General features: G+C 58.8%; 16 protein-coding genes and 4 tRNA genes. 11 read left to right on the top strand and 9 right to left on the bottom strand.

Annotated elements, in window-relative coordinates:
• The first annotated feature begins 16 nt into the window (after positions 1-16).
• Both MTP37_RS11775 and MTP37_RS11770 read left to right on the top strand, forming a co-directional pair.
• Positions 17-1393 (top strand): sigma-70 family RNA polymerase sigma factor, encoded by a 1377-nt coding sequence (locus MTP37_RS11775; protein ID WP_249237452.1) that lies wholly within the window; start codon positions 17-19, stop codon positions 1391-1393.
• A 157-nt stretch (positions 1394-1550) separates the two neighbouring features.
• Positions 1551-1626, top strand: a tRNA-Thr gene (locus MTP37_RS11770).
• 143 nt (positions 1627-1769) lie between these two features.
• Here the strand turns inward: MTP37_RS11770 and MTP37_RS11765 are convergent.
• The 5 genes from MTP37_RS11765 to MTP37_RS11745 form a co-directional block, all read right to left on the bottom strand.
• The gene (locus MTP37_RS11765; RefSeq protein ID WP_249237451.1) at positions 1770-2987 is read right to left on the bottom strand and encodes an iron-containing alcohol dehydrogenase; all 1218 of its coding nucleotides are present in this window, start codon (positions 2985-2987) and stop codon (positions 1770-1772) included.
• A gap of 215 nt (positions 2988-3202) precedes the next feature.
• A tRNA-Thr gene (locus MTP37_RS11760) sits at positions 3203-3278 on the bottom strand.
• A 3-nt stretch (positions 3279-3281) separates the two neighbouring features.
• A tRNA-Asp gene (locus MTP37_RS11755) sits at positions 3282-3358 on the bottom strand.
• 285 nt (positions 3359-3643) lie between these two features.
• Positions 3644-3719 (bottom strand) — tRNA-Trp (locus tag MTP37_RS11750).
• Between the two features lie 70 nt (positions 3720-3789).
• Complete coding sequence (locus MTP37_RS11745) at positions 3790-4248, bottom strand: RrF2 family transcriptional regulator (RefSeq protein WP_249237450.1); 459 nt, start codon at positions 4246-4248, stop codon at positions 3790-3792.
• 129 nt (positions 4249-4377) lie between these two features.
• On the opposite strand from MTP37_RS11745, the gene MTP37_RS11740 reads away from it, so the two are divergent.
• From MTP37_RS11740 to MTP37_RS11705, 8 genes are all read left to right on the top strand, one after another.
• Entirely contained in the window at positions 4378-4701 is a 324-nt protein-coding gene (locus MTP37_RS11740; protein WP_249237449.1) for a rhodanese-like domain-containing protein, read from the top strand.
• Between the two features lie 454 nt (positions 4702-5155).
• Positions 5156-5596: a hypothetical protein gene (locus tag MTP37_RS11735; RefSeq protein WP_249237448.1), complete on the top strand. Its 441-nt coding sequence runs from the start codon at positions 5156-5158 to the stop codon at positions 5594-5596.
• 133 nt (positions 5597-5729) lie between these two features.
• On the top strand, positions 5730-6947 hold the full coding sequence (locus MTP37_RS11730) for a cysteine desulfurase family protein (protein WP_005937861.1): 1218 nt from the start codon (positions 5730-5732) through the stop codon (positions 6945-6947).
• A gap of 2 nt (positions 6948-6949) precedes the next feature.
• Complete coding sequence (gene nifU / locus MTP37_RS11725) at positions 6950-7393, top strand: Fe-S cluster assembly scaffold protein NifU (protein ID WP_005937858.1); 444 nt, start codon at positions 6950-6952, stop codon at positions 7391-7393.
• A gap of 344 nt (positions 7394-7737) precedes the next feature.
• Positions 7738-8346 (top strand): Sec-independent protein translocase subunit TatA/TatB, encoded by a 609-nt coding sequence (locus MTP37_RS11720; RefSeq protein WP_249237447.1) that lies wholly within the window; start codon positions 7738-7740, stop codon positions 8344-8346.
• Positions 8347-8437: 91 nt separating this feature from the next.
• Positions 8438-8641 carry a twin-arginine translocase TatA/TatE family subunit gene (gene tatA, locus MTP37_RS11715; RefSeq protein WP_249237446.1) on the top strand — a complete coding sequence of 68 codons (204 nt, stop codon included), beginning with the start codon at positions 8438-8440 and terminating at the stop codon, positions 8639-8641.
• A 2-nt stretch (positions 8642-8643) separates the two neighbouring features.
• Positions 8644-9444 (top strand): twin-arginine translocase subunit TatC, encoded by an 801-nt coding sequence (gene tatC / locus MTP37_RS11710; RefSeq protein ID WP_249237445.1) that lies wholly within the window; start codon positions 8644-8646, stop codon positions 9442-9444.
• Between the two features lie 240 nt (positions 9445-9684).
• Entirely contained in the window at positions 9685-11454 is a 1770-nt protein-coding gene (locus MTP37_RS11705) for a glycoside hydrolase family 2 protein (RefSeq protein ID WP_249237444.1), read from the top strand.
• A 130-nt stretch (positions 11455-11584) separates the two neighbouring features.
• On the opposite strand, the gene MTP37_RS11700 is transcribed toward MTP37_RS11705, so the two are convergent.
• The 4 genes from MTP37_RS11700 to MTP37_RS11685 form a co-directional block, all read right to left on the bottom strand.
• A complete protein-coding gene (locus MTP37_RS11700) occupies positions 11585-12706 on the bottom strand; it encodes a foldase (RefSeq protein WP_249237443.1) in 1122 nt (373 codons plus the stop codon).
• A 48-nt stretch (positions 12707-12754) separates the two neighbouring features.
• Complete coding sequence (gene mfd / locus MTP37_RS11695; RefSeq protein ID WP_249237442.1) at positions 12755-16240, bottom strand: transcription-repair coupling factor; 3486 nt, start codon at positions 16238-16240, stop codon at positions 12755-12757.
• A 184-nt stretch (positions 16241-16424) separates the two neighbouring features.
• On the bottom strand, positions 16425-17003 hold the full coding sequence (pth, locus tag MTP37_RS11690) for an aminoacyl-tRNA hydrolase (protein WP_249237441.1): 579 nt from the start codon (positions 17001-17003) through the stop codon (positions 16425-16427).
• Positions 17004-17160: 157 nt separating this feature from the next.
• Positions 17161-17919, bottom strand: coding sequence for a UDP-N-acetylglucosamine diphosphorylase (locus tag MTP37_RS11685; protein ID WP_249237440.1), 759 nt, complete (start codon positions 17917-17919; stop codon positions 17161-17163).
• Between the two features lie 423 nt (positions 17920-18342).
• Here MTP37_RS11685 and ppdK point away from each other — a divergent pair, with 423 nt between their 5' ends.
• Positions 18343-21009: a pyruvate, phosphate dikinase gene (ppdK, locus tag MTP37_RS11680; protein ID WP_249237439.1), complete on the top strand. Its 2667-nt coding sequence runs from the start codon at positions 18343-18345 to the stop codon at positions 21007-21009.
• The last annotated feature ends 132 nt before the right edge of the window (positions 21010-21141 follow it).

The following is a 21141-nucleotide window of genomic DNA, read 5'->3' as shown; positions in this document are numbered from 1 at the left end:
AGAAGGAGAGAGCAAAATGGGCATGACTTTAAAGGAACTGTTGACGAAAGGCGAAGGCACCATTTCGGCCAAGGAGGCCAAGGCGCTGGCTGCGCAGTGCAGAATGGATGAGGAAACGCTCTATACCCTTCTGGAAGAACGCGGGATCAAGGTGCTGGAAGAGGACACGGAGCCGATGCTGGATGTGGACAGCATCATGGCAGAGGTGGAGAGCGCCGAGAACAACAACGATGATCTGGGCATCACAGAGGACGAGGACGAGCAGAGTGAGGAGAACCCCGCAGACCTGAAGGCTGCCATGGACGAGCTGCTGGACGACCCTGTGAAGAACTACCTCAAGCAGATCGGTCAGATCCCGCTGCTGAGCGCCGAGCAGGAGGTGGAGCTGAGCCGCCGCATCCATGCCGGTGCCGAGGCAGCGCATATCCTGCAGGCCGACCGTCAGAAGTACGGCGGGCCGGAGTACATCAAGAAGAACAGCGCCCGCTTCTCCTTTGAAGAGGACGAGAACAGCCGCAGCTATACTGAGGATCTGGACGAGGAAGGCAACGAGAAGCCCACCGAGGATGCCGAGGAAAAGGCCGCAGAAGAGGAAGCCATGGAGGCCGTGGAGAACGGCCCCCTGACCGACGAAAAGCGCGCAGAGCTGCTCAAGACCCGCCGCGACGGCCTGAACGCCCGCCGCAGCCTGAGCGAGGCGAACCTGCGTCTGGTGGTGTCCATTGCCAAGAAGCATGTGGGCCACAATCTGGCATTTCTGGATCTGATCCAGGAGGGCAACATCGGTCTGATCAAGGCTGCGGAGAAGTTTGACTGCGACCGTGGATTCCGCTTCTCCACCTATGCGACCTGGTGGATCCGTCAGGCCATCACCCGCGCCATTGCGGATCAGGCCCGCACCATCCGTATCCCGGTGCACATGGTGGAGACCATCAACCGGATGCGTCAGGCCACCAACCAGCTGGTGTACCAGAACGGCCACGAGCCGACCCCGGAAGAGCTGGCAAAGGCCATGGATATGAGCGTGGAGCGTGTGCGTGAGATCCAGCGCATGGCACAGGAGCCGGCAAGTCTGGAAAGCCCCGTGGGTGAGGAAGAGGATTCCTCTCTGGGCGATTTCGTCGCAGACGAAAATGCCGAAGCCCCCGGCAAGGCCGCAGACCGCGCCATGGTGGCACAGCAGATCAATCTGGCGCTCAAGAGCCTGACCCCCCGTGAGGAAAAGGTCATCCGCCTGCGTTTTGGTCTGGACGATGGCCGTCCCCGCACGCTGGAAGAGGTGGGCCGCGACTTTGGCGTTACCCGTGAGCGCGTGCGCCAGATCGAGGCAAAGGCCATCCGCAAGCTGCACAGCCGCAAGTGCCTGTCCCTGCTGAACGGCCTGATCGAGTAATACGGATCGAGTTTTGAACATGTAAACCGCCCGGCTGTGGAAAACAGCCGGGCGGTTTTTGCGTAAAAACTGACTTTTTGCAAAAGACGCAAACTATTTTGCAAAAAACACTTGCAAAACAGCAAAAGCTGTGGTATTATAATTGAGCTGTGATTGTGCTGCTATAGCTCAGTTGGTAGAGCGCATCCTTGGTAAGGATGAGGTCTCCAGTTCGAATCTGGATAGCAGCTCCAGCTCAGACGCCTCGAAGCGGAAACGCTTCGGGGCGTTTTTGTCGTATAAAAGCAGGCCGGACAAAACAAAAACCGGCTGTCGGCTCGCAGAACCGCGAGACCGGCAGCCGGAATGGGAGGCTTATGCAGTTAGGCGGTCAGGCTCAGAAATCCACCTCGGTGTCGTAGTAGCAGCACTTGAGCAGTTTTTCCATCTCTTCCTGACTGGGCTGGCGGGGGTTGGAGCCGGTGCAGGCATCGGCAATGGCGTTCTTTGCGATCTCGGGCAGGCGCTGCAGGAACACGTCCTCCGGCACAAAGCCCTGCTCGGCGGGGTAGGAGTCCGGGCCGTAGTGCTGGATGCAGTGGGGGATGTTCAGCGCGTCGTTCATGCCGCGCAGGTACTCGATGAGCAGCGTTACCTTCTCGTCATCGCTGGCGCCGCCCAGCTTCATCTCGTCTGCAATGACGCCGTAGCGCTTCTTGGCTTCGGGGTCCTTGGCGTTGAACGCGACGACCTTGGGCAGATACATGGCATTGGCGGCACCATGGATGATGTGTGCGCCGTAGTCCGCAAAGGCAGCGCCGGTCTTGTGGGCCATGGAGTGCACGATGCCCAGCAGTGCGTTGGAGAAGGCCATGCCGGCCAGACACTGGGCGTTGTGCATGGAGTCGCGCTTGGACATGTCGCCGTTGTAGCTGTCCACCAGATCGCCCTGGATCATGCGGATGGCAAAGATGGCCAGCGGGTCGGTGTAGTCGCAGTGTGCGGTGGAAACATAGGCTTCGATAGCATGGGTCATGGCGTCCATGCCGGTGTGGGCCACCAGCTTTTTGGGCATGGTCTCGGCCAGATCCGGGTCTACGATGGCCACGTCGGGCGTGATCTCAAAGTCCGCGATGGGGTACTTGATGCCCTTCTGGTAATCGGTGATGATGGAGAAAGCCGTCACCTCAGTAGCGGTGCCGGAAGTGGAGGAAATGGCGCAGAAGTGGGCCTTGCGGCGCAACGGCGGGATGCCGAACACCTTGCACATCTCCTCAAAGGTGATCTCGGGATACTCGTACTTGATCCACATGGCCTTGGCGGCATCGATGGGAGAGCCGCCGCCCATGGCGATGATCCAGTCCGGCTCAAATTTCAGCATGGCCTCAGCACCGCGCATGACGGTCTCCACCGAAGGATCGGGTTCGATGCCTTCAAACAGCTCTACTTCCATGCCTGCTTCCTTCAGGTAGGAGACCGCACGATCCAGAAAGCCGAACCGCTTCATGGAGCCGCCGCCCACGCAGACGATGGCCTTTTTGCCGGTAAAAGTCTTCAGGGCTTCCAAAGCGCCCTTGCCATGGTAAAGATCACGGGGCAGGGTAAAACGAGCCATAGTAGTTACCTCCAAAAGTTCCAATACTCTCTATGCGGCCAGACTGCCGCCAAATGCATTATGTTAATTGTATAACAACTGGACGGTGACATCAATTGACGGCAGCGGAAGAAAGTTTCCGCTGCTTTTGGGCAGAGTAGACAACCAGATGGATGCAACAAAGGACCGTAACAAAAAAACACCCCGAAGTCCTAAGACTTCGAGGTGTCTGCGCATGGAGCTGCTATCCAGATTCGAACTGGAGACCTCATCCTTACCAAGGATGCGCTCTACCAACTGAGCTATAGCAGCAAATGGCGACCCGGATCGGGCTCGAACCGACGACCCCCAGCGTGACAGGCTGGTGCTCTAACCAACTGAGCTACCGGGCCATGATCGCTCAAGTTTCGTGCGGTGCTTACCGCCGGAACGTGCTTTATTATATCGAAAAACAGCCTGCTTGTCAAGCATAAATTTCAAAAAATGCAAAAAAGCAAAAAACATGCTGTTTTCCTCTCCGGCCCCTTCCCGTGAAAAAGTGTTCCGGAACACGAACATAAAAATGATATTTCCGCTGAAAATGGCCAGAGCGAATGTGGAGGCCATTTTAAATGGTTCGGCCCTGCCGCAGGCGTACAAAAACAAACCGCACAGGCTCCGAAGAACCTGTGCGGTTATGGCAGGGGTAGTAAGTTTCGAACTCACGGCACGCGGTTTTGGAGACCGCTGCTCTACCAGCTGAGCTATACCCCTATAGGCATTCGCTGAATGCTTAGTTATTATAGCCGATGCAAAGGCGAATGTCAAGCATTTCTTTCAAGATTCAGGTATTTTTCGTGCCGCAGCTGCAGCAGCCCTCTTTTTTGTCTGCGGTGGGCAGCTGACGGGCAAGCTGTTCCAGCGTTACACTGTCGATATACTGGTTGATGACCTCGTCAAGGCCGGTCCAGAACGGCAGGGTGAAGCACTGCTCCCACATGGGGCACTCGTTGGTCTCGCTGCCAAGGCAGGGAATGGGGGCCACACTGCCCTCGATGGCGCGCAGGATCTCACCGGCGGTGTAGGCGGCAGGGGCTTTGGTCAGGCGGTAGCCGCCCTGACTGCCGCGCTCGCTCTTGACAAGGCCTGCCCGGGCCAGCGGCGTGACGATCTGCTCCAAATATTTCAGGCTCAGGTTCTGCCGCTCACTGATCTCCTTCAGGCTGACGGTGGTGCCCGGCGCATAGCGCGCCAGCTCGGCCATCAGGCGCAGGGCGTAACGGCTTTTGGTCGAAAATTTCATGGCGATCCTCTCCTTATTGCTTCCTATAGTATAGCACGTTGCTCGGATTTTGCAAAGGTATCCTCTTGTGCAAACAAAAAAGGTCTGCTATCATAGGATGGATAAGAGGATAACATAAGGAGTGAAAGTATGACTGAGAAGATCACTGCTGCCGACGCCATCCGTCTGCTGGATGCACATGAGGCAACCGCCGTGGACGTCCGGGAGCCGGACGAATTTGCTGTGGGCCACATTCCGGGGGCAAAGCTGCTGCCGCTGAGTCAGGTGCTGAGCCGTGCCGCCGAGGTGCTGCCGGATAAGGATGCCATGTGGCTCATCTACTGCCGCACCGGCCGCCGCAGCGCCGATGCCGTGCAGAAGCTGGAATCGCTGGGTTACACCAATCTGCGGGATCTGGGCGGCATCCTGAGCTGGCCCTACGAGATCGAGGGAGATTTTGAGGGGCATTTTTAAAACACTCTCAGTCTCGCTGTGCTCGCCAGCTCCCCCGAAAGGGGGAGCTTAATACGCGCTGACCGGAAGAAGGCAAAAAGCTCCACCTTCGGGGGAGCTGGCAAAGCCGTCAGGCTTTGACTGAGAGGGTTTGCTGCCGTTTTCCTCCACGCCCTACCCGTGAAAATGGAATAGCGGAACGCCCGCAGACGTTCCGCTATCCCGGATTAAAAATCCAATTCCGCTAAAAAAATCCAGCAACGACGACGACCGCCGCCAGTGGCGGAAACAGGGAGGAGTTGTTGGGGCAGCGGCCAGCAAGACACGAGTGCCACATAAGGCACGAAGCGGATGCTGGGTGCCGCAACCCGTAAGCAGCGGAGGATATTCCAGGTCGTCCCGCGAAAAGCCGCCGTGTACTTTATATAAAAAGTAAAAAGCAAACGATCATACCGGAAAGAAAGGAAACCACGCCATGTCGTTCCATGCAAAAGACTTTGCCGGCAGCCACTGCGGCTGCCGCTATCAGCAGGATTACCGCCCCACCCTTGGCCGGGACGGCAAAAAGGAATCCGGTACGCTGGAGGTCATCAAGTTCTACTATGATGGCGCTATCCGGTTCGAGCAGCACTGCTACGGCGAAGCGGCTACCTTCGTGTTCGGCGTATGGGCGTCCGGCATGGACGAGGACGGCACCCTGCACTGGGTGCTGCCCGACCGCCGCAAGAGCTACTACGATGAGGCGTATCTGCCCAAAAAGCTGGACCGCGTGGACGAACAGGGAAATCTGTACTTCGACGGCGGCGTTTTTCCCTGGAAGCTGGCAGACGATTTTGCCGAAGATAAGCGCTGGGGCTACCCCAAGTGGAAGGTGTTACTGGGAAAACTGACCGGAAAGGGCAAAAAAGGTGACTGAATCACGAAAATCCAGTATTCATATTGACATACTAGGGAATGATATGGTATAACTTATCCGTTGAAAGGATTCCGCATCTGCACAGGGCGTTCAAGGCTCCTGCAGACGCGTTCAATAAGAAAGGATCATTCCTATGGAAAACATGGAAAAAGTGGTTTATCTGGATAATGCTGCCACCACTCCCTGTGCTCCCGAGGCACTGGAAATGATGGTCAAAGCCCTGAGCGGTGCCTGCGGCAACCCCAGCAGCCATTACAGTGTGGGCTATGAGGCCAAGGAATTCGTGGACACCGGCCGTGCGCAGGTGGCAAAGGCCATCAATGCAAGTCCGGCAGAGCTCTTCTTTACCAGCTGCGGCTCCGAGGCCGACAACTGGGCCGTAAAGGGCACTGCCTTCACCAAGGCACGCCAGAACAAAAAGCACCTCATCACCAGCGCTTTTGAGCATCATGCCATCATGCACAGCATGGCTGCACTGGAGCGCATGGGCTTTGAAGTGACCTATATCAAGCCCACCGCCGAGGGCTACATCCGCCCTGAGGACGTGGAAGCTGCCATCCGTCCCGATACCGCACTGGTCAGCATCATGATGGCCAACAACGAGATCGGCACCATCCAGCCCATCAAGGAGATCGCAGAGGTCGCACACAAGCACGGTGTCTGGATGCACACCGACGCGGTGCAGGCTGTGGGTGCCATCCCCGTGGATGTGAAGGAGCTGGGCGTGGATATGCTGTCCATGAGCGCTCACAAGTTCAACGGCCCCAAGGGTATGGGTGCACTGTACTGCCGTAAGGGCGTATGGCCCCAGAACCTGATCGATGGCGGCAGTCAGGAGGCCCGCCACCGTGCAGGCACCGAGAACGTGGCCGGCATTGCTGCCATGGGCAAGGCACTGGAGATCGCCACGGCGCATCTGGATGAGCGTATGGCCCACGAGTCTGAGCTGCGCGATTATGTCATCGACCGCGTCCTCAAGAACATCCCGGAAGCCCGCCTGAACGGCGGCCGCAGCCCCCGTCTGCCCAACAATGTGAACATCAGCTTCCCGGGTCTGGAAGGCGAGACCATCCTGCTGGATCTGGATATGCACGGCATCTGCGCCTCCACCGGCTCTGCCTGCAACTCCGACAGTCTGGACCCCAGCCACGTCCTGCTGAGCATCGGCGTGCCTGAGGAGATCGGCCACGGCTCCATGCGGTTTACCTTTGGCCCGCAGAACACCATGGAAGAAGCAAAATATCTGTGCGACGTGCTGGAGGAGGTCATTCCCCGCCGCCGTGCTATGAGTTGTATGTGGCTGCAGGGCCAGAACACGGCCCGCCAGTTCAGCCTGAAGGGAGAGCAGTAATTATGGCAAGCATGTATAGCGCAAAGGTCATGGAGCATTTTGCAAATCCGCACAACGTGGGTGAAATCCCCGACGCAAACGGCGTGGGCGAAGTGGGCAACCCCAAGTGCGGCGACATCATGCGCATGTACCTGAAGATCGAGAACAACGTGATCGTGGATGTCAAGTTCCTCACCTTCGGCTGCGGTGCCGCCATCGCCACCAGCAGTATGGCCACTGACCTCATCAAGGGCAAGACCATCGACGAGGCCCTCAAGCTGACCAACAAGGCCGTTGTGGAAGCTCTGGAAGGTCTGCCTCCCATCAAGGTGCACTGCTCTGTTCTGGCCGAGCAGGCCGTCAAGGCTGCTCTGTCCGACTACTACCGCCGTCAGGGCATCGATCCGGAACCCATCGTGGGTAAGCTCGAAGAGGACTGCGACCACTGCGAGAGCTGCGGCCACTGATCCCCGCAAAGGAACACTTCCGAGGACACCGTTTTGTGCGGTGTCCTCTTTTTTGCAAAGGACTGCACTGTTGTATCCTATCCGATTTGTAATAAACTGACTATAAAATATCATAAGTTTACAAAAACACCCTGTTTGCCTACTCGTTCATGAAAAGTTCATATATTGTTCAGAATGAGTTCACCACTTTTCGGTATAAGTAGGGCAACACAGGCGCAGAGAGCGCCGAACTCCCACGGAAGCGGACGAAGAACAGGGCAAGGAATGGTTCGCGGCACCCACTGCAAAGCGGATGCGTCGGCTCCGGAAAACGTCCCGCCGCACAGGAAAGGAAACGAGTTAGTATGAAAATTGGTTTTTGGGAACTTGTCGTCATCGTGATCGTGGCGTTCGTGTTCATCGGCCCGGATCAGCTGCCCGTCTACGCAAAGAAGATCGGCAAGATGCTGCGTGAACTGAAAAAGTACACCGGCGCTGCTTCTGAGGAGATCCAGAAGAACGTTGTGGAGCCGCTGAATGAGATCCAGGCTCCCCTGAAGGAAGCCGTTGCCCCGCTGACCGATATCAAGAAGGATATCGACAACAGCGTCAAGGATGTGACCAAGAGCTTTACCGGTATCGGCAAGACCAGCAAGGAGGAAGCTGCCAAGGCAGAAGCTGCCGAGGAAGTGACCGAGCTGACCGAGGAGCCGGTGGAAGAGCTGGAAGAGGACGCTGCACCTGCCGCCAAGGCAGAGGAGAACGCTCCCGCTGAGGAGACCGCTGCACCTGCCGAAAAGGCCGAAGAACCCACTGCCCCGGTTGAAAAGGCTGAGCCTGCCGCTGCACCCGCAGAGGAAAAGGCCGAGCCTGCTGAGGAAGCGGCTCCCGCACAGGAAGCTGCCGAGGCTGCTCCTGCGGCCGAGCCGGTGGAGGAAGACCCTCGTCAGAATGATGTTCTGCCGAAGGACTGATTACTTACTGGATGCACCCGCGCCCGCGGTTGCCTGATACATGCAATAAGCCCGCCACGCGGCGCGGCAAAGTAAAAAGGAGATTTTTATTATGCGTATTGGTACTAACGAACTGCTGATCATCCTGGTCGTCGCTCTGCTGATCTTTGGACCCAAGAACCTGCCGAAGCTGGGCAAGATGTTCGGCAAGACCATCAACGGCTTCAAGAAGGGCATGGAGGACGAGGAAGGCTCCGATAATTCCGAGGAGAAGACCGAGAAGCAGGTTTCCAAGAAGGACGAAGACGAGGAGTAATTGTGGCTACGAACGTTAAGCGCAAAAAGAAAAAAGCCGAAGTCATGGCAGAGGACGGCAGCATGACGCTGACCGGCCATCTGAAAGAACTGCGGAACAGGCTGATCATCTGCGCGGTGGTGTTCGTGGTGGGTGTTGTGGTCTCGCTGGCATACGCCGACCGTCTGATCGATCTGCTCACTGCCATGGGCCGCGACTATTACGAGTTTGTTTCAATTGCCCCGCAAGAAAAGCTGATGCAGTATTTCCGCGTCTCCATTCTGGCAGGCGTGGTGGTCACCGTTCCGGTGGCGTTCTACCACATTTATGCATTTGCAAAGCCCGGCCTGAAAAAGAGCGAGAGCTTCTTCTTCAAGATGGTCATGCTGCTGGGCCTGATCCTGTTCTGCGTGGGCGTGCTGTTCGCCTACAAGCTCATGATGCCCTTCATGCTGCGTTTCCTCAGCACCGGCATCGAGGGTGCAGAGTACATCCAGACCACCACCAGTATCGAGAGCTATGTCAACCTCTGTCTGACCATGTTCATCATTTTTGGCTGCGTGTTTGAGATGCCTCTGATCACCATTATCCTGTCCAAGATGGGCATTATCAACCCGCAGCTGCTCAAGCAGGTGCGCGGCATTGCCATCGTGATCATCTTCTTCATTGCAGCTGTTGTCACCCCGCCGGATATCGTGTCTCAGTGCATGGTGGCCGGCCCCATGGTGCTGCTGTACTTCATCAGCATCTTCCTGAGCGGCATCTTCTATAAGCCGAAAGAGGACGATGATGACGAAGAGGATGAGGGCGAGGACGAAGAGTAAGCTCTGACTTCTGGTTTTCTGTTTTATCATTGCAAAAGCAAGGGCTGCTGCGCCATTTGGTGCAGCAGCCTTTTTGTATGTGGAAAATGCTTCCGGTGCAGAGCATAATCGCGTGGGAGCGGGTTTGCGTGTTTAACGCTTGCATTATCTGCTGTTTGCCGCCGCATCGTTGCTGCTCAGTCTATACAAGCCATCTGCCTTGTGCTAGAATGAAACCAACAAATCAAAGGCGGTGAAACCATGCATCCACTCCCGGAATACCCTCGCCCGGCCATGCGCCGGGACAGCTATGAGAACCTGAACGGCCTGTGGAAGTACGCCATTACCCAGACAGCTGAATACCCCGCTGCGTGGGACGGCAGCATTCTGGTGCCCTACTCGCCGGAGGCAAAGGCCTCCGGCGTGGGCCGCACCCTGCAGCCCGGCCAGTGGCTGCACTACCACTGCACCTTTGCTCCCCCTCCGGGAGAAGGGGGTCGGGTGCTGCTGCACTTCGGTGCGGTGGACTATGCCTGTGCGGTGCAGGTGAACGGCCATCTGGTGGGCGGCCATCGGGGCGGCTACTGGCCCTTCACACTGGATGTCACCGCCCAGCTCAACGGCACGGGCCGCAACAGCCTGTGGGTGGCCGTGCAGGACCCCACGGACAGCGGCACGCAGGCCCGGGGCAAGCAGACCCTGAAGCCCGGCGGCATGTTCTACCCGGCCCAGAGCGGCATCTGGCAGACGGTCTGGCTGGAGCGTGTGCCGGAAAACTACATCCAGTCGCTCACGGTCACGCCGGACTACGATGCCCGCACCGTGACCGTGAAAGCCCATACTTCCATGCCCGGCGGTGCGGTGAACCTGTGGGCTGTGGTGCGGGCCGGGGGCGTGACCATTGCCGAGGACTGGGGCAGCGACGAAGCGGACCGGGACGGCGAGGTGACGCTGAACATCCCGGAGGAACATTTCTTTCCGTGGAGCCCGGATACCCCGTTTTTGTATGACCTGACCGTGGGAACCACACAGGGAGAGGAGGAACAGTTCGACACCGTGCACAGCTACTTTGCCCTGCGCAAGTGGAGCTGTGAGCCGGACGCGCGGGGCGTGCTGCGCTTCTGCCTGAACGGAAAGCCCATCCTGCTCAACGGCCTGCTGGATCAGGGATACTGGCCGCAGGGCCTGTATACCCCGCCTTCCGATGCGGCGGTGGAGCGGGAGCTGAGCGAGGTGAAAGCGCTGGGCTTCAACCTGCTGCGCAAGCACGCAAAAATCGAGCCGGAGCGCTGGTATTACCACTGCGACAGGCTGGGCCTTGTGGTCTGGCAGGACATGGTGAACGGCGGCAGCGCCTATAACCTGTGGTTCGTCACCTACCTGACCAATGTGCTGCAGCCGCTGCTGCGCTGCCTGCCCGATGCAGAGCCACTCTGGGGCCTGCTGAGCCGTGGAAAGGAAAGCAGCCGGGAAGAATACCGCCGGGAGCTGGAAGCCACGGTACAGGCGCTTTCCGGCCATCCCTGTGTCGGCTGCTGGGTGCCTTTCAACGAAGGCTGGGGCCAGTTTGATGCGGCCGGGGCAGTGCAGGCCATCCGCACGCTGGACGATACCCGCCTTGTGGACGAGGCCAGCGGCTGGTATGATCAGGGCGGCGGAGATGTGTGCTCCATCCACAACTATTTCTATCCGCTGTATGTAAAGCCCGGAAAGCGCACTGTGGCCCTGAGTGAATACGGCGGCATTGCATGGCCCATGCCGGGGCACGAAGCTCCGGGCAGGACCTACGGCTACGGTACGGCAAAGAGCCGCGCAGACCTGACGGCCCGCTGCAAAAAGCTGCAATTGGGCACAGTGCTTCCCCAGCTGAAAAAAGGACTCTCGGCGCTGGTGTATACCCAGCTGACGGATGTGGAGGATGAGGTGAACGGGCTTTTCACCTATGACCGGACCGAGATCAAGCCGGACGCGAATGCCGTCCGTTCGGTGAATGCTGCCCTTGCCGCAGAGTTTGCGAAAGTGACGCGGTGAAAGAAAAGCGGTCTCGCCCAGCGATGACAGAGAGGGCAAGCACGCTAAACAATAAAAACCGCCTGCGGTTTTCCACGATGCTTTTGCAAACGGTGGAAAACCACAGGCGGCTCTTTTTTCATAGAGGCTCTCAGCTGTTGGCGCTGGTGTCGTTCACGATCTTTTTGGCGGGCAGCTTGTTCATGGCAGAGCTGTTCAGGCTGTGGGCCAGCTCTGCACCGCTGGAAGCCAGTGCATCGTCCAGCTCGCTGCCCTTCATATCGCTCAGGACCTGCTCCCGCAGATCATCCAGAGAGGATACGCTCAGCGGGTCCACACGCACCAGCAGGAGCAGGGTGTAGCCGTTGATCTGCACGGCAGCGGCTTCGCCGTAGGAAAGGCTGCGCAGAGCATCGGCAGCACCGTCCTGCGTAAAGGACGAAGCAACATCGCTTTCGGTCAGCAGCTCGGTCTGGACGCTGGCGCTGTCGTCGGAAGTTTTGCCGTCCAGCACAGCGTAGATGTCCGGCAGGGCATTCTGTGCGGCCTCATGCAGGGCACTCACCTGATCCGAGACTGTCTCGCCGCCTGCAGCGTTGACGCTGTCGGCAGCGGTCTGGGCCAGCCGGAGCATTTTGGTCTTCTGGTCATCGTTGGCAAAGGCATAGGTGCTGGTGTTGTACAGCGGGATGCTGATATAGCAGATCTCGTACATGCTGTCGTCCAGATGGCTGGTCAGCTCGTCGTCCTCCACCGGGGTCTCGCCGTCCGGGCCGTAGACCATATCCAGCAGAGCGGTGTGCTCCACCTGCAGGCGCTCGTAGGCCTTGATGGTCTCCAGACCGATGCCGTTGGCGGTGTAGGTGTCGCCGTACTGGTCCATCATCTGCTGGGCATAACGGTCGGCAGTGGCGATCTGCTCGTCGGTCAGCTCACCGCCCAGTGCCTTGAAGCGGGCATCCACAGCAGCCAGCGTTTCCAGCGTCTGCTGGGTCTGCTGGGCCACGTAGTCGCTGACCACGGCGGTCTCGCCGCTGTCAGAGTCAGTGGTGATCGTCTCCTTCAGAAAGGCTTTTACATCCGAGGCGTCCTGATCGCTGCCGGCCAGCTGTGCCGCCTGCTGATAGGCTCCGTACTGGGCCAGCAGATACATGCCGGAGGTGATCTCAAAATCACCGATGCTGCCCACGGTGTCCGGGGTGGAAATGGTGCAGCCTGCAAAGCTGAAGGTGAGTGCCAGCGCGCAGACCAGTGCAAGAAGTTTCTTTTTCATGGTTGTTGCTCCTAGTATTTGATAATTGATAGGCGAGGACGCTGCAGATCATTTGCTGTCTTTTGCTTTTTCTCCGCCATTCAGGATCTCTGCCATCGCCTTGAGGATGCTTTGCAGCAGCTCCAGCGGCTTTTCGTCGGGCTGAAGCGTGACCGAGAGGTAGGGCCGATTGCCTGCACCGGCGGTGACACGGCCGTTGAAGGCTACCAGCAGGCCCCGGATCATGGGCAGATCCAGACTTTCCAGCTGCAGGGTGAGGATGTCCTTTTTCTGGGTCACTTCGGTCACGCCCACAGCGCTGGCCTGCACGCGCACCAGTGACACGTTCACCAGATCGCTCACCGAGGGCGGCGGGTCGCCGTAGCGGTCGATGAGCTCGTCCAGCACATCGGCGGCGTCCTCTGCCGTCTGGATGGCGGCAATGCGCTTATAAGCCTCAATGCGGCCCGGGCCGTCTGCGATATACTTCTCCGGGATGAAGGCATCCACCCGCAGGTCCACAAGGCATTCGCTCTTGTCCCGCCGGACAGGTTCGCCCTTGGCCCGGGCGATGGCCTGCCCCAGCATCTTCACGTAGAGGTCGTAGCCCACGGCCTCCATGTGGCCGTGCTGGCTGTGGCCCAGAAGACTGCCTGCACCCCGGATCTGCAGATCCCGCATGGCGATGCGGAAGCCGGAGCCGAAGGCCGTGAACTCCCGGATAGCGGAGAGCCGCTTCTGGGCGATGTCGGTCAGGGTCTTGTCCCGCCGGAAGGTGAAGTAGGCATAGGCTTTGCGGCCGGAGCGGCCCACCCGGCCTCTTATCTGGTACAGCTGGGCAAGGCCCATGCGGTCGGCGTCCTCGATGATGAGGGTGTTGCAGTTGCGCACGTCGATGCCGGTCTCAATGAGGGTGGTGCACACCAGAATGTCGATCTCACCGTTCAGCAGATGCTGCCACACGGGGTTCAGCTCTTCCTCGGTCATCTTACCGTGGGCAATGCCGATGCGTGCGCCGGGCACCAGCTTGCTCACATGGGCGGCGCAGGCTTCGATGTTGTCCACCCGATTGTGCAGGTAGTACACCTGCCCGCCCCGGGCAAGCTCCTTCTTCATGGCTTCGGCAAGGATGACGTCGTTGTATTCCAGCACAAAGGTCTCCACGGGCTGCCGCTCGATGGGCGGCTGTTCAATGGTGGAAAGGTCCCGGATGCCGCTCATGGCCATGTTCAGGGTGCGGGGGATGGGAGTGGCCGACAGGGTGAGCATGTCCACCCCGATGAAGTTCTCCTTGAGCTTTTCCTTGTGCTTGACGCCGAAGCGCTGCTCCTCATCGATGATGACAAGGCCGAGGTCGTGGAACTTCACGTCCTTGGACAGCAGCCGGTGGGTGCCCACCACGATGTCCACACTGCCCGACTGCAGGCCCCGGAGGGTCTCCTTCTGCTGCTTTGCGGTGCGGAAGCGGGACATCATCTCCACCTTCACCGGGAAGGCTTCCATGCGGGAGAGGATGGTGTTGTAGTGCTGCCATGCCAGCAGGGTGGTGGGGGCAAGGATGGCACACTGCTTGCCGCCCATCACGCACTTGAAGGCGGCGCGCAGGGCCACTTCGGTCTTGCCCACGCCTACGTCGCCACACAGCAGCCGGTCCATGGGCCAGCCCTTTTCCATGTCCTGCTTGATCTCGGCGGTGGCGTTCAGCTGGTCGTCGGTCTCGTCGTAGTCAAAGCGGGTCTCAAAGTCCCGCTGCCAGTCGCCGTCCGGCGGGAAGGCGTAGCCCGTGGCCTGACGGCGGCGGGCGTACAGCTCAATGAGCTCCTGCGCCATTTCCTCGGTGGCTTTTTTCACCTTGGCGCGGGTGCGCTGCCACTCGGCACCGCCCAGCTTTGCCAGCTTTACCTTTTCCTCGTCGCCGGGGGCGGTGTAGCGGCTCAGCAGGTCCAGCTGGGTTACCGGCACGTACAGCACGTCCGAGCCGGAATACTGTACCTTGAGGTAATCTTTCGTGGCGCCCTGCACTTCCAGCCGCTGGATGCCCGCATACATGCCGATGCCGTGGCTCTGGTGCACCACATAGTCCCCAGGCTTGATGTCCGAAAGGCTGGAAAGGGCGTTCTTGTTCTTTTTGCGCTTCTTGGTCTCGGCGGCGGTCTCTTCCTCCAGACCGTGCCGACGGCTGGACAGCACCGCCGCATGGGCAAACGGGAAGGTGCACCCGGCGGTCAGATGACCCGGCAGCACCTGCACGATGCCTTTTGTGGGCCGCACATCCCGGCTCATGCTCACGGAGTAGCCCTTGTCGGCAAGGTCGCGGGTGAGGGCGGCGGCACCCTTGGGGGTGCCGGAGAACAGGGTAACGGCATAGCCCTGCGCAATGAGGGGGTCCAGATCCTCCCGCAGGGAAGCGAGGTCGCCGTTCCAGTTGGGGGCGGCAAAGGCTTCGGCGTTGATGAGATCTTTCAGTTTGAATTCGTTCATGCCGCGCAGGAAGTTCTCGCACAGCAGGGTGCTCTGCTTCTGGGCGGAAGCGGCAAGGTCGTCCATGGTCTGGTAGAGCACATCCAGCCCGGGGCAGAGCACGCCCTCCTCCAGCAGGCCGGTCAGCTCCTCGCTGCGGCGGAACTCGGTGGCCTTCTGGGCGTCCCGGATGCCGCCCACCTCGTCCAGAATGAACAGCGGCGTGTCCAGATGATCCAGCAGGGTGGCCGGGTCCGGATAGCGCAGGCCGTAGTATTTATCCATAGCTTCCGGCATCAGGCCGGAGTCCAGCTGAGCAAGGTCGGCTTCCGTGGCCTTTTCCAGTGCGGTGCGGTGCCGGCCGCGCGCCTTCTTGATGGCGGCACGCAGGGCCTCGGCGGTCTCAGCTGTGTCGCCGAACAGCACCTCGCGGGCAGGGGAAAGATAAATTTTATCCAGTGCGCTGTCCCGCCGCTGAGTGAGCAGGTCAAAGGAGGAAATGGAATCGATCTCATCGTCCCAGTATTCCACGCGGGCGGGCTGGCGCATATCCGGCGCATAGATATCCACGATGTCGCCGCGCACGCTGAACTGTCCCGGGCCGTCCACCTGACTGCGCCGCACATACCCGGCGGCGAACAGCCGGGCCACAAGACCCTCGCGGTTGTACACCATGCCGGGTTTGAGGGTAAGAGTGTTCTTTAAAAATTCATCCCGGGGCACGGTGTACTGCAACAGCGCTTCGGCGGGTACGCAGACCGCGTTCAGCCGCCCGCCTGCAAGGGAGCCCAGCACCGAAAGGCGGCGGTACTCGTATTCGCGGCCCGCGCCCTCCACCGGGCGCAGCATGAAGTCCCGGGGCGGGAACACGGCGGCAGAAAGGCCCAACGCCTTGAGATCGTCCGCAAAGTGGGTGGCCTCGGCCTCGCCGGGGGTCACGATGCACAGCACCCGGCCAAGGTCTTTTTGCAACGCGGCGTACAGCAGGGCACGGCCTGCGGGCGGCAGACCGAACAGCGCGGCAGGGCCAGGCTTTGCAAAGCTGGCGGCGATCTTCTGATATTCCGGTGTGGCCTTGAGCAAGGCTTCGTACATGAAAAAACCTCCTTTCTCGAAACCCTCTCAGTCATCGCTGGCGCGATGCCAGCTCCCCCGAAAGGGGGAGCTTTTGACAAAGAGATCTCGTTTATTATTAAGGGAAAGTTTATGGGGTGATGCGGAAAAGCTCCCCCCTCGGGGGAGCTGTCGCCGTCAGGCGACTGAGAGGGTTCGTTCCGCTTTACCCGTTATACTTGCTTTGTGCCAGACTCAGCTTGCCGTCCATGATGAGCTTTGCGGCGGCCTCAAGGTCGGGGTAGCGGTCGGCGATGGCTTTGGCGTCCTCCGGCGGGAACTTGCCCAGCACCCATGCGGCAAGGTCGTAGTCCGGGTGGGGCTTTGCGCCGATGCCGATGCGGATGCGGGGGAAGTTCTCCCCGCCCAGCCGGGCGATGATGCTCTTCAGGCCGTTGTGCCCGCCGGCAGAACCGGAGGGGCGGATGCGCAGCTTGCCGGGCGCCTGCGTGATATCATCGCACAGCACCAGCACATGGTCGGCAGGGATCTTGAAAAAGCCCGCCATGGGGGCGATGGAATCGCCGGAGAGGTTCATGTAGGTCAGGGGTTTCAGCAGCACCACCTTGTGGCCGTCCACCTCGCCCTGTCCCCACAGGCCCTGGAATTTGGTCTTTCCAACAGAGATGTTCCACTTGTCGGCCAGCACGTCCAGCGCGGCAAAACCGGCGTTGTGGCGGGTGCCGTCATATTTTGCTTCGGGGTTGCCCAGCCCTGCAATGAGCCAGATATCGTTTTCATTCATGATATGATAATACCTTTTCCTGATAATAGTGTGATACAACATCTAAGTATAACATACGCGCGCGCAAAAAGATATACATTATAAGCAAAAAATGCCCTCGGGCCGTGCGGCCGGAGGGCAAAAGGGATTATTGCAGCTTCAGTGTGAGGGCAGAGCGTTACTTGCTCTGCTCATTTTCCAGCTTCTGCTTTTTGGCAATGTAGGCTTCCATCTTGGGTTCTGCCCAGCCCTCCAGATTGGTCTGGCGCTCCCGGGCGATGCCCAGTGCCTGTGCGGGCACATCCTTGGTGATGGTGCTGCCGGCGGCGGTGTAGGCACCATCGCCCACCTTGACCGGGGCCACAAGATTGGTGTTGCAGCCGATAAAGCAGTAATCGCCGATCTGGGTGCGGAACTTATCCTTGCCGTCGTAGTTGCAGGTGACGGTGCCGCAGCCGAAGTTGCAGTACTTGCCCACGTCGCTGTCGCCGATGTAGGTCAGGTGGCTCACCGTGTTGCCCCGGGCAAAGTTGGAGTTCTTGGTCTCCACGTATGCACCCAGATGCACGCCGTAGTCGGTGACGGTGTTCACCCGCACATGGGTGAAGGGACCGATATTGTTGTGGGGGCCGATGTGGCTGCTGTACACCTGACTGGCGTTGACGGTGCTGCCCTCATCTACGATGCTGTCCTCGATGAGGGTGTTGGGGCCGATGATGCAGCCTGCACCGATGACTGTTCTGCCGCGCAGGATGGTACCGGCCAGAATGACGGCACCCGGGGCAATGACCACGTCCGGTGCGATCTGAACGGTGCGGCTGTCGATGACCACACCGTTTGCGATATGCTGCAGCAGAATAACCTCACGGGCGGCTTCGGCGGCATCCAGCTGCTCACGCGCTGCGTTCAGCGCAGCAGAAGATACAGAATTTTCCATACGATAGATCTCCCTTCCGGCACGGTGCTCTCCCGGCGGGCAGACCAGCTTTTTCTGCCCGGAGAAATGTTGCATCCATATCCAAAGATGGATACAACAGGAGATATGTGCCGACAAAAAAGAAAAGCTGAAATTACAGGGATAGAAAGTTGTATCCAACAGGCGGGGAAACCGCGTCAGAAAACGAAAAACCTCTCGAACTTTCTCCCATTCTATACTACCTTAAAACTTGGCAAATTTCAAGGGATTTGCATAAAAAATAACAGACAAATTCGGGATTTTGCATGGTGGAAAGGAATGGATTTTCTGGTATAATAGTTTAGCATTCACAAACAATGTTCATCGGTCGAGTTTTTAAGACAAGGCAAACGATGAGACTGCGGTGCGGCTGTGCTGCAGTCACGAATGGGAGGTAAACAACGCATGAGCAAAAAGTATCTGTACTACTTCAGCGAAGGCAATGATGCTTTCGGCGGCGACAAAGTCACCATGAAGAATACTCTGGGCGGCAAGGGTGCTGGTCTGGCAGAAATGACCGCAGCCGGTATGCCGGTGCCGCAGGGTTTCACCATCACCACCGACGCCTGCACCCAGTATTATGCAGACGGCCGTCAGATCAATGACGAGATCACTGCTGATATCTTTGAGCACCTCAAGGGTCTGGAAGAGATCACCGGCAAGAAGTTCGGCGATAACCAGAACCCCCTGCTGGTCTCCGTCCGTTCCGGCGCACGTCAGTCCATGCCCGGCATGATGGACACCATCCTGAACCTGGGCCTGAACGACGAGGCTGTTGAAGGTCTGGCAAAGAAGACCGGCAACGCCCGTTTTGCATACGACTGCTACCGTCGCTTTGTGCAGATGTTCGCGGACGTCGTTATGATGGTCCCGAAGAGCCTGTTCGAGGTCGAGATCGATAAGATGAAGGAAGCCAAGGGCGTCAAGAATGACGTTGACCTGACTGCTGACGACCTGAAGGAACTGGTCGGCGTCTTCAAGAAGATCTACGAAGAGAACGAGGGCAAGCCGTTCCCCCAGGATCCCCGCGATCAGCTGATCGAGGCTGTCAAGGCCGTCTTCCGCAGCTGGGACAACCCCCGTGCAAATGTCTATCGTAAGATGAACGAGATCCCCTACGAGTGGGGCACTGCAGTCAACGTTCAGCAGATGGCATTCGGCAACTCCGGCGACCGCTCCGGCACCGGCGTTGCATTCACCCGTGATCCCGCCACCGGCGCTAAGAAGCTGATGGGCGAGTACCTGATCAATGCACAGGGCGAGGACGTCGTCGCAGGCGTGCGCACTCCTTCTCCCATCAGCCACCTGAAGGATCAGATGCCTGAGGTGTACGATCAGTTCGTTGAGATCGCAACCCGTCTGGAGAACTACTTCCGCGATATGCAGGATATGGAGTTCACCATCGAGGACGGCCACCTGTACATGCTGCAGACCCGTAACGGCAAGCGTACCGCACAGGCTGCTCTGCAGATCGCATGTGATCTGGTGGACGAGGGTATGATCACCGAGCAGGAAGCTGTCCTGCGCGTGGAGCCCAAGCAGCTGGATACCCTGCTGCATCCCCAGTTCGACGCTGCTGCCCTGAAGGCCGCCGAGGTCGTCGGCAAGGGTCTGGCAGCTTCTCCCGGTTCTGCCTGCGGTCAGATCGTCTTTACTGCTGAAGAGGCAGAGGAGATGGTCAAGTCCGGCAAGATGAAGAAGGTCGTTCTGGTGCGTCTGGAGACTTCTCCCGAGGATATCGTGGGCATGCAGGTCTCTCAGGGCATCCTGACCGTCCGCGGCGGCATGACCAGCCACGCAGCTGTTGTTGCCCGTGGTATGGGTACCTGCTGTGTCTCCGGCTGCGGCAATGACAACGAGGTCAAGATCGACGAGGAAGCAAAGACCTTCGAGATCAACGGCCACAAGTTCGTCGAGGGCGACTGGATCTCCATCGATGGTTCCACCGGCAACATCTACGGCGAGCAGGTCGCTACCGTGGCCGCTACCGGCAATAAGAACTTCAACCGCTTCATGGGCTGGGCAGACGCTGCTCGTCAGCTGCTGGTCATGACCAACGCTGATAACCCGCGCGACGCACAGCAGGCAGTGGATCTGGGTGCTGAGGGCATCGGCCTGTGCCGTACCGAGCACATGTTCTTCGCCGAGGATCGCATCAAGGCTGTCCGTGAGATGATCTGCGCACGTACCGTGGAAGAGCGCGAAGCTGCTCTGGCCAAGGTCGAGCCGTTCCAGCAGGGTGACTTCGAGGCCATGTACCGCATCATGGGTGAGCGCCCGATGACCATTCGTTATCTGGATCCGCCTCTGCACGAGTTCCTGCCCACCAAGGACGAGGACATCAAGGAGCTGGCTGCCGATATGGGCATGACCTTCGATGACCTGAAGAACGTGGTTACTTCTCTGCATGAGTTCAACCCCATGATGGGTCACCGCGGCTGCCGTCTGGCTGTCACCTACCCCGAGATCGCAGCTATGCAGACCCGCGCTGTCATCAAGGCTGCTCTGAACGTCTCTGCTGAGACCGGTCATGTGATCACCCCGCACATCATGATCCCGCTGGTCGGCGAGGTCAAGGAGCTGAAGTTCGTCAAGGACGTTGTGGTCAAGGTCGCAGATGAGCTGATCGCTGCCGCAGGCGTTGAGATGAAGTATCAGGTCGGTACCATGATCGAGATCCCCCGCGCAGCCCTGACTGCCGGCGAGATCGCCAAGGAAGCTGAGTTCTTCAGCTTCGGCACCAACGACCTGACCCAGATGACCTTCGGCTTCAGCCGTGATGACGCTGCCAAGTTCCTGGGCGCATACTACGAGAACAAGATCTACGAGAGCGATCCGTTCCAGCATCTGGATCAAATCGGCGTCGGCAAGCTGGTCAAGATGGCTGCCCACGACGGCCGCGAGACCCGTCCCGATCTGGGTCTGGGCATCTGCGGCGAGCACGGCGGCGACCCCACGAGCGTGGAGTTCTGCCACAATGTCGGTCTGGACTACGTCAGCTGCTCTCCCTTCCGTGTGCCTATCGCACGTCTGGCTGCCGCTCAGGCTGCTATCAAGAACCCCCGCAAGTAATTGCGTGAGCGCTTGAAAAAGCACCAATAAAACAAACGAACCGCCCCGGTTTCCGAAGCAGGAAGCCGGGGCGGTTTTTTGCACAAAGAAGAAAGCTTTTTTTCGGAACTTTGATGAATTTGAGTGGTGCCG

It is taken from the genome of Faecalibacterium sp. HTF-F, from assembly GCF_023347535.1.
Classification (GTDB): domain Bacteria; phylum Bacillota; class Clostridia; order Oscillospirales; family Ruminococcaceae; genus Faecalibacterium; species Faecalibacterium wellingii.
The sequence above is the reverse complement of the archived record's forward strand: the minus strand, read 5'-3'. Positions and strand labels throughout refer to the sequence as shown.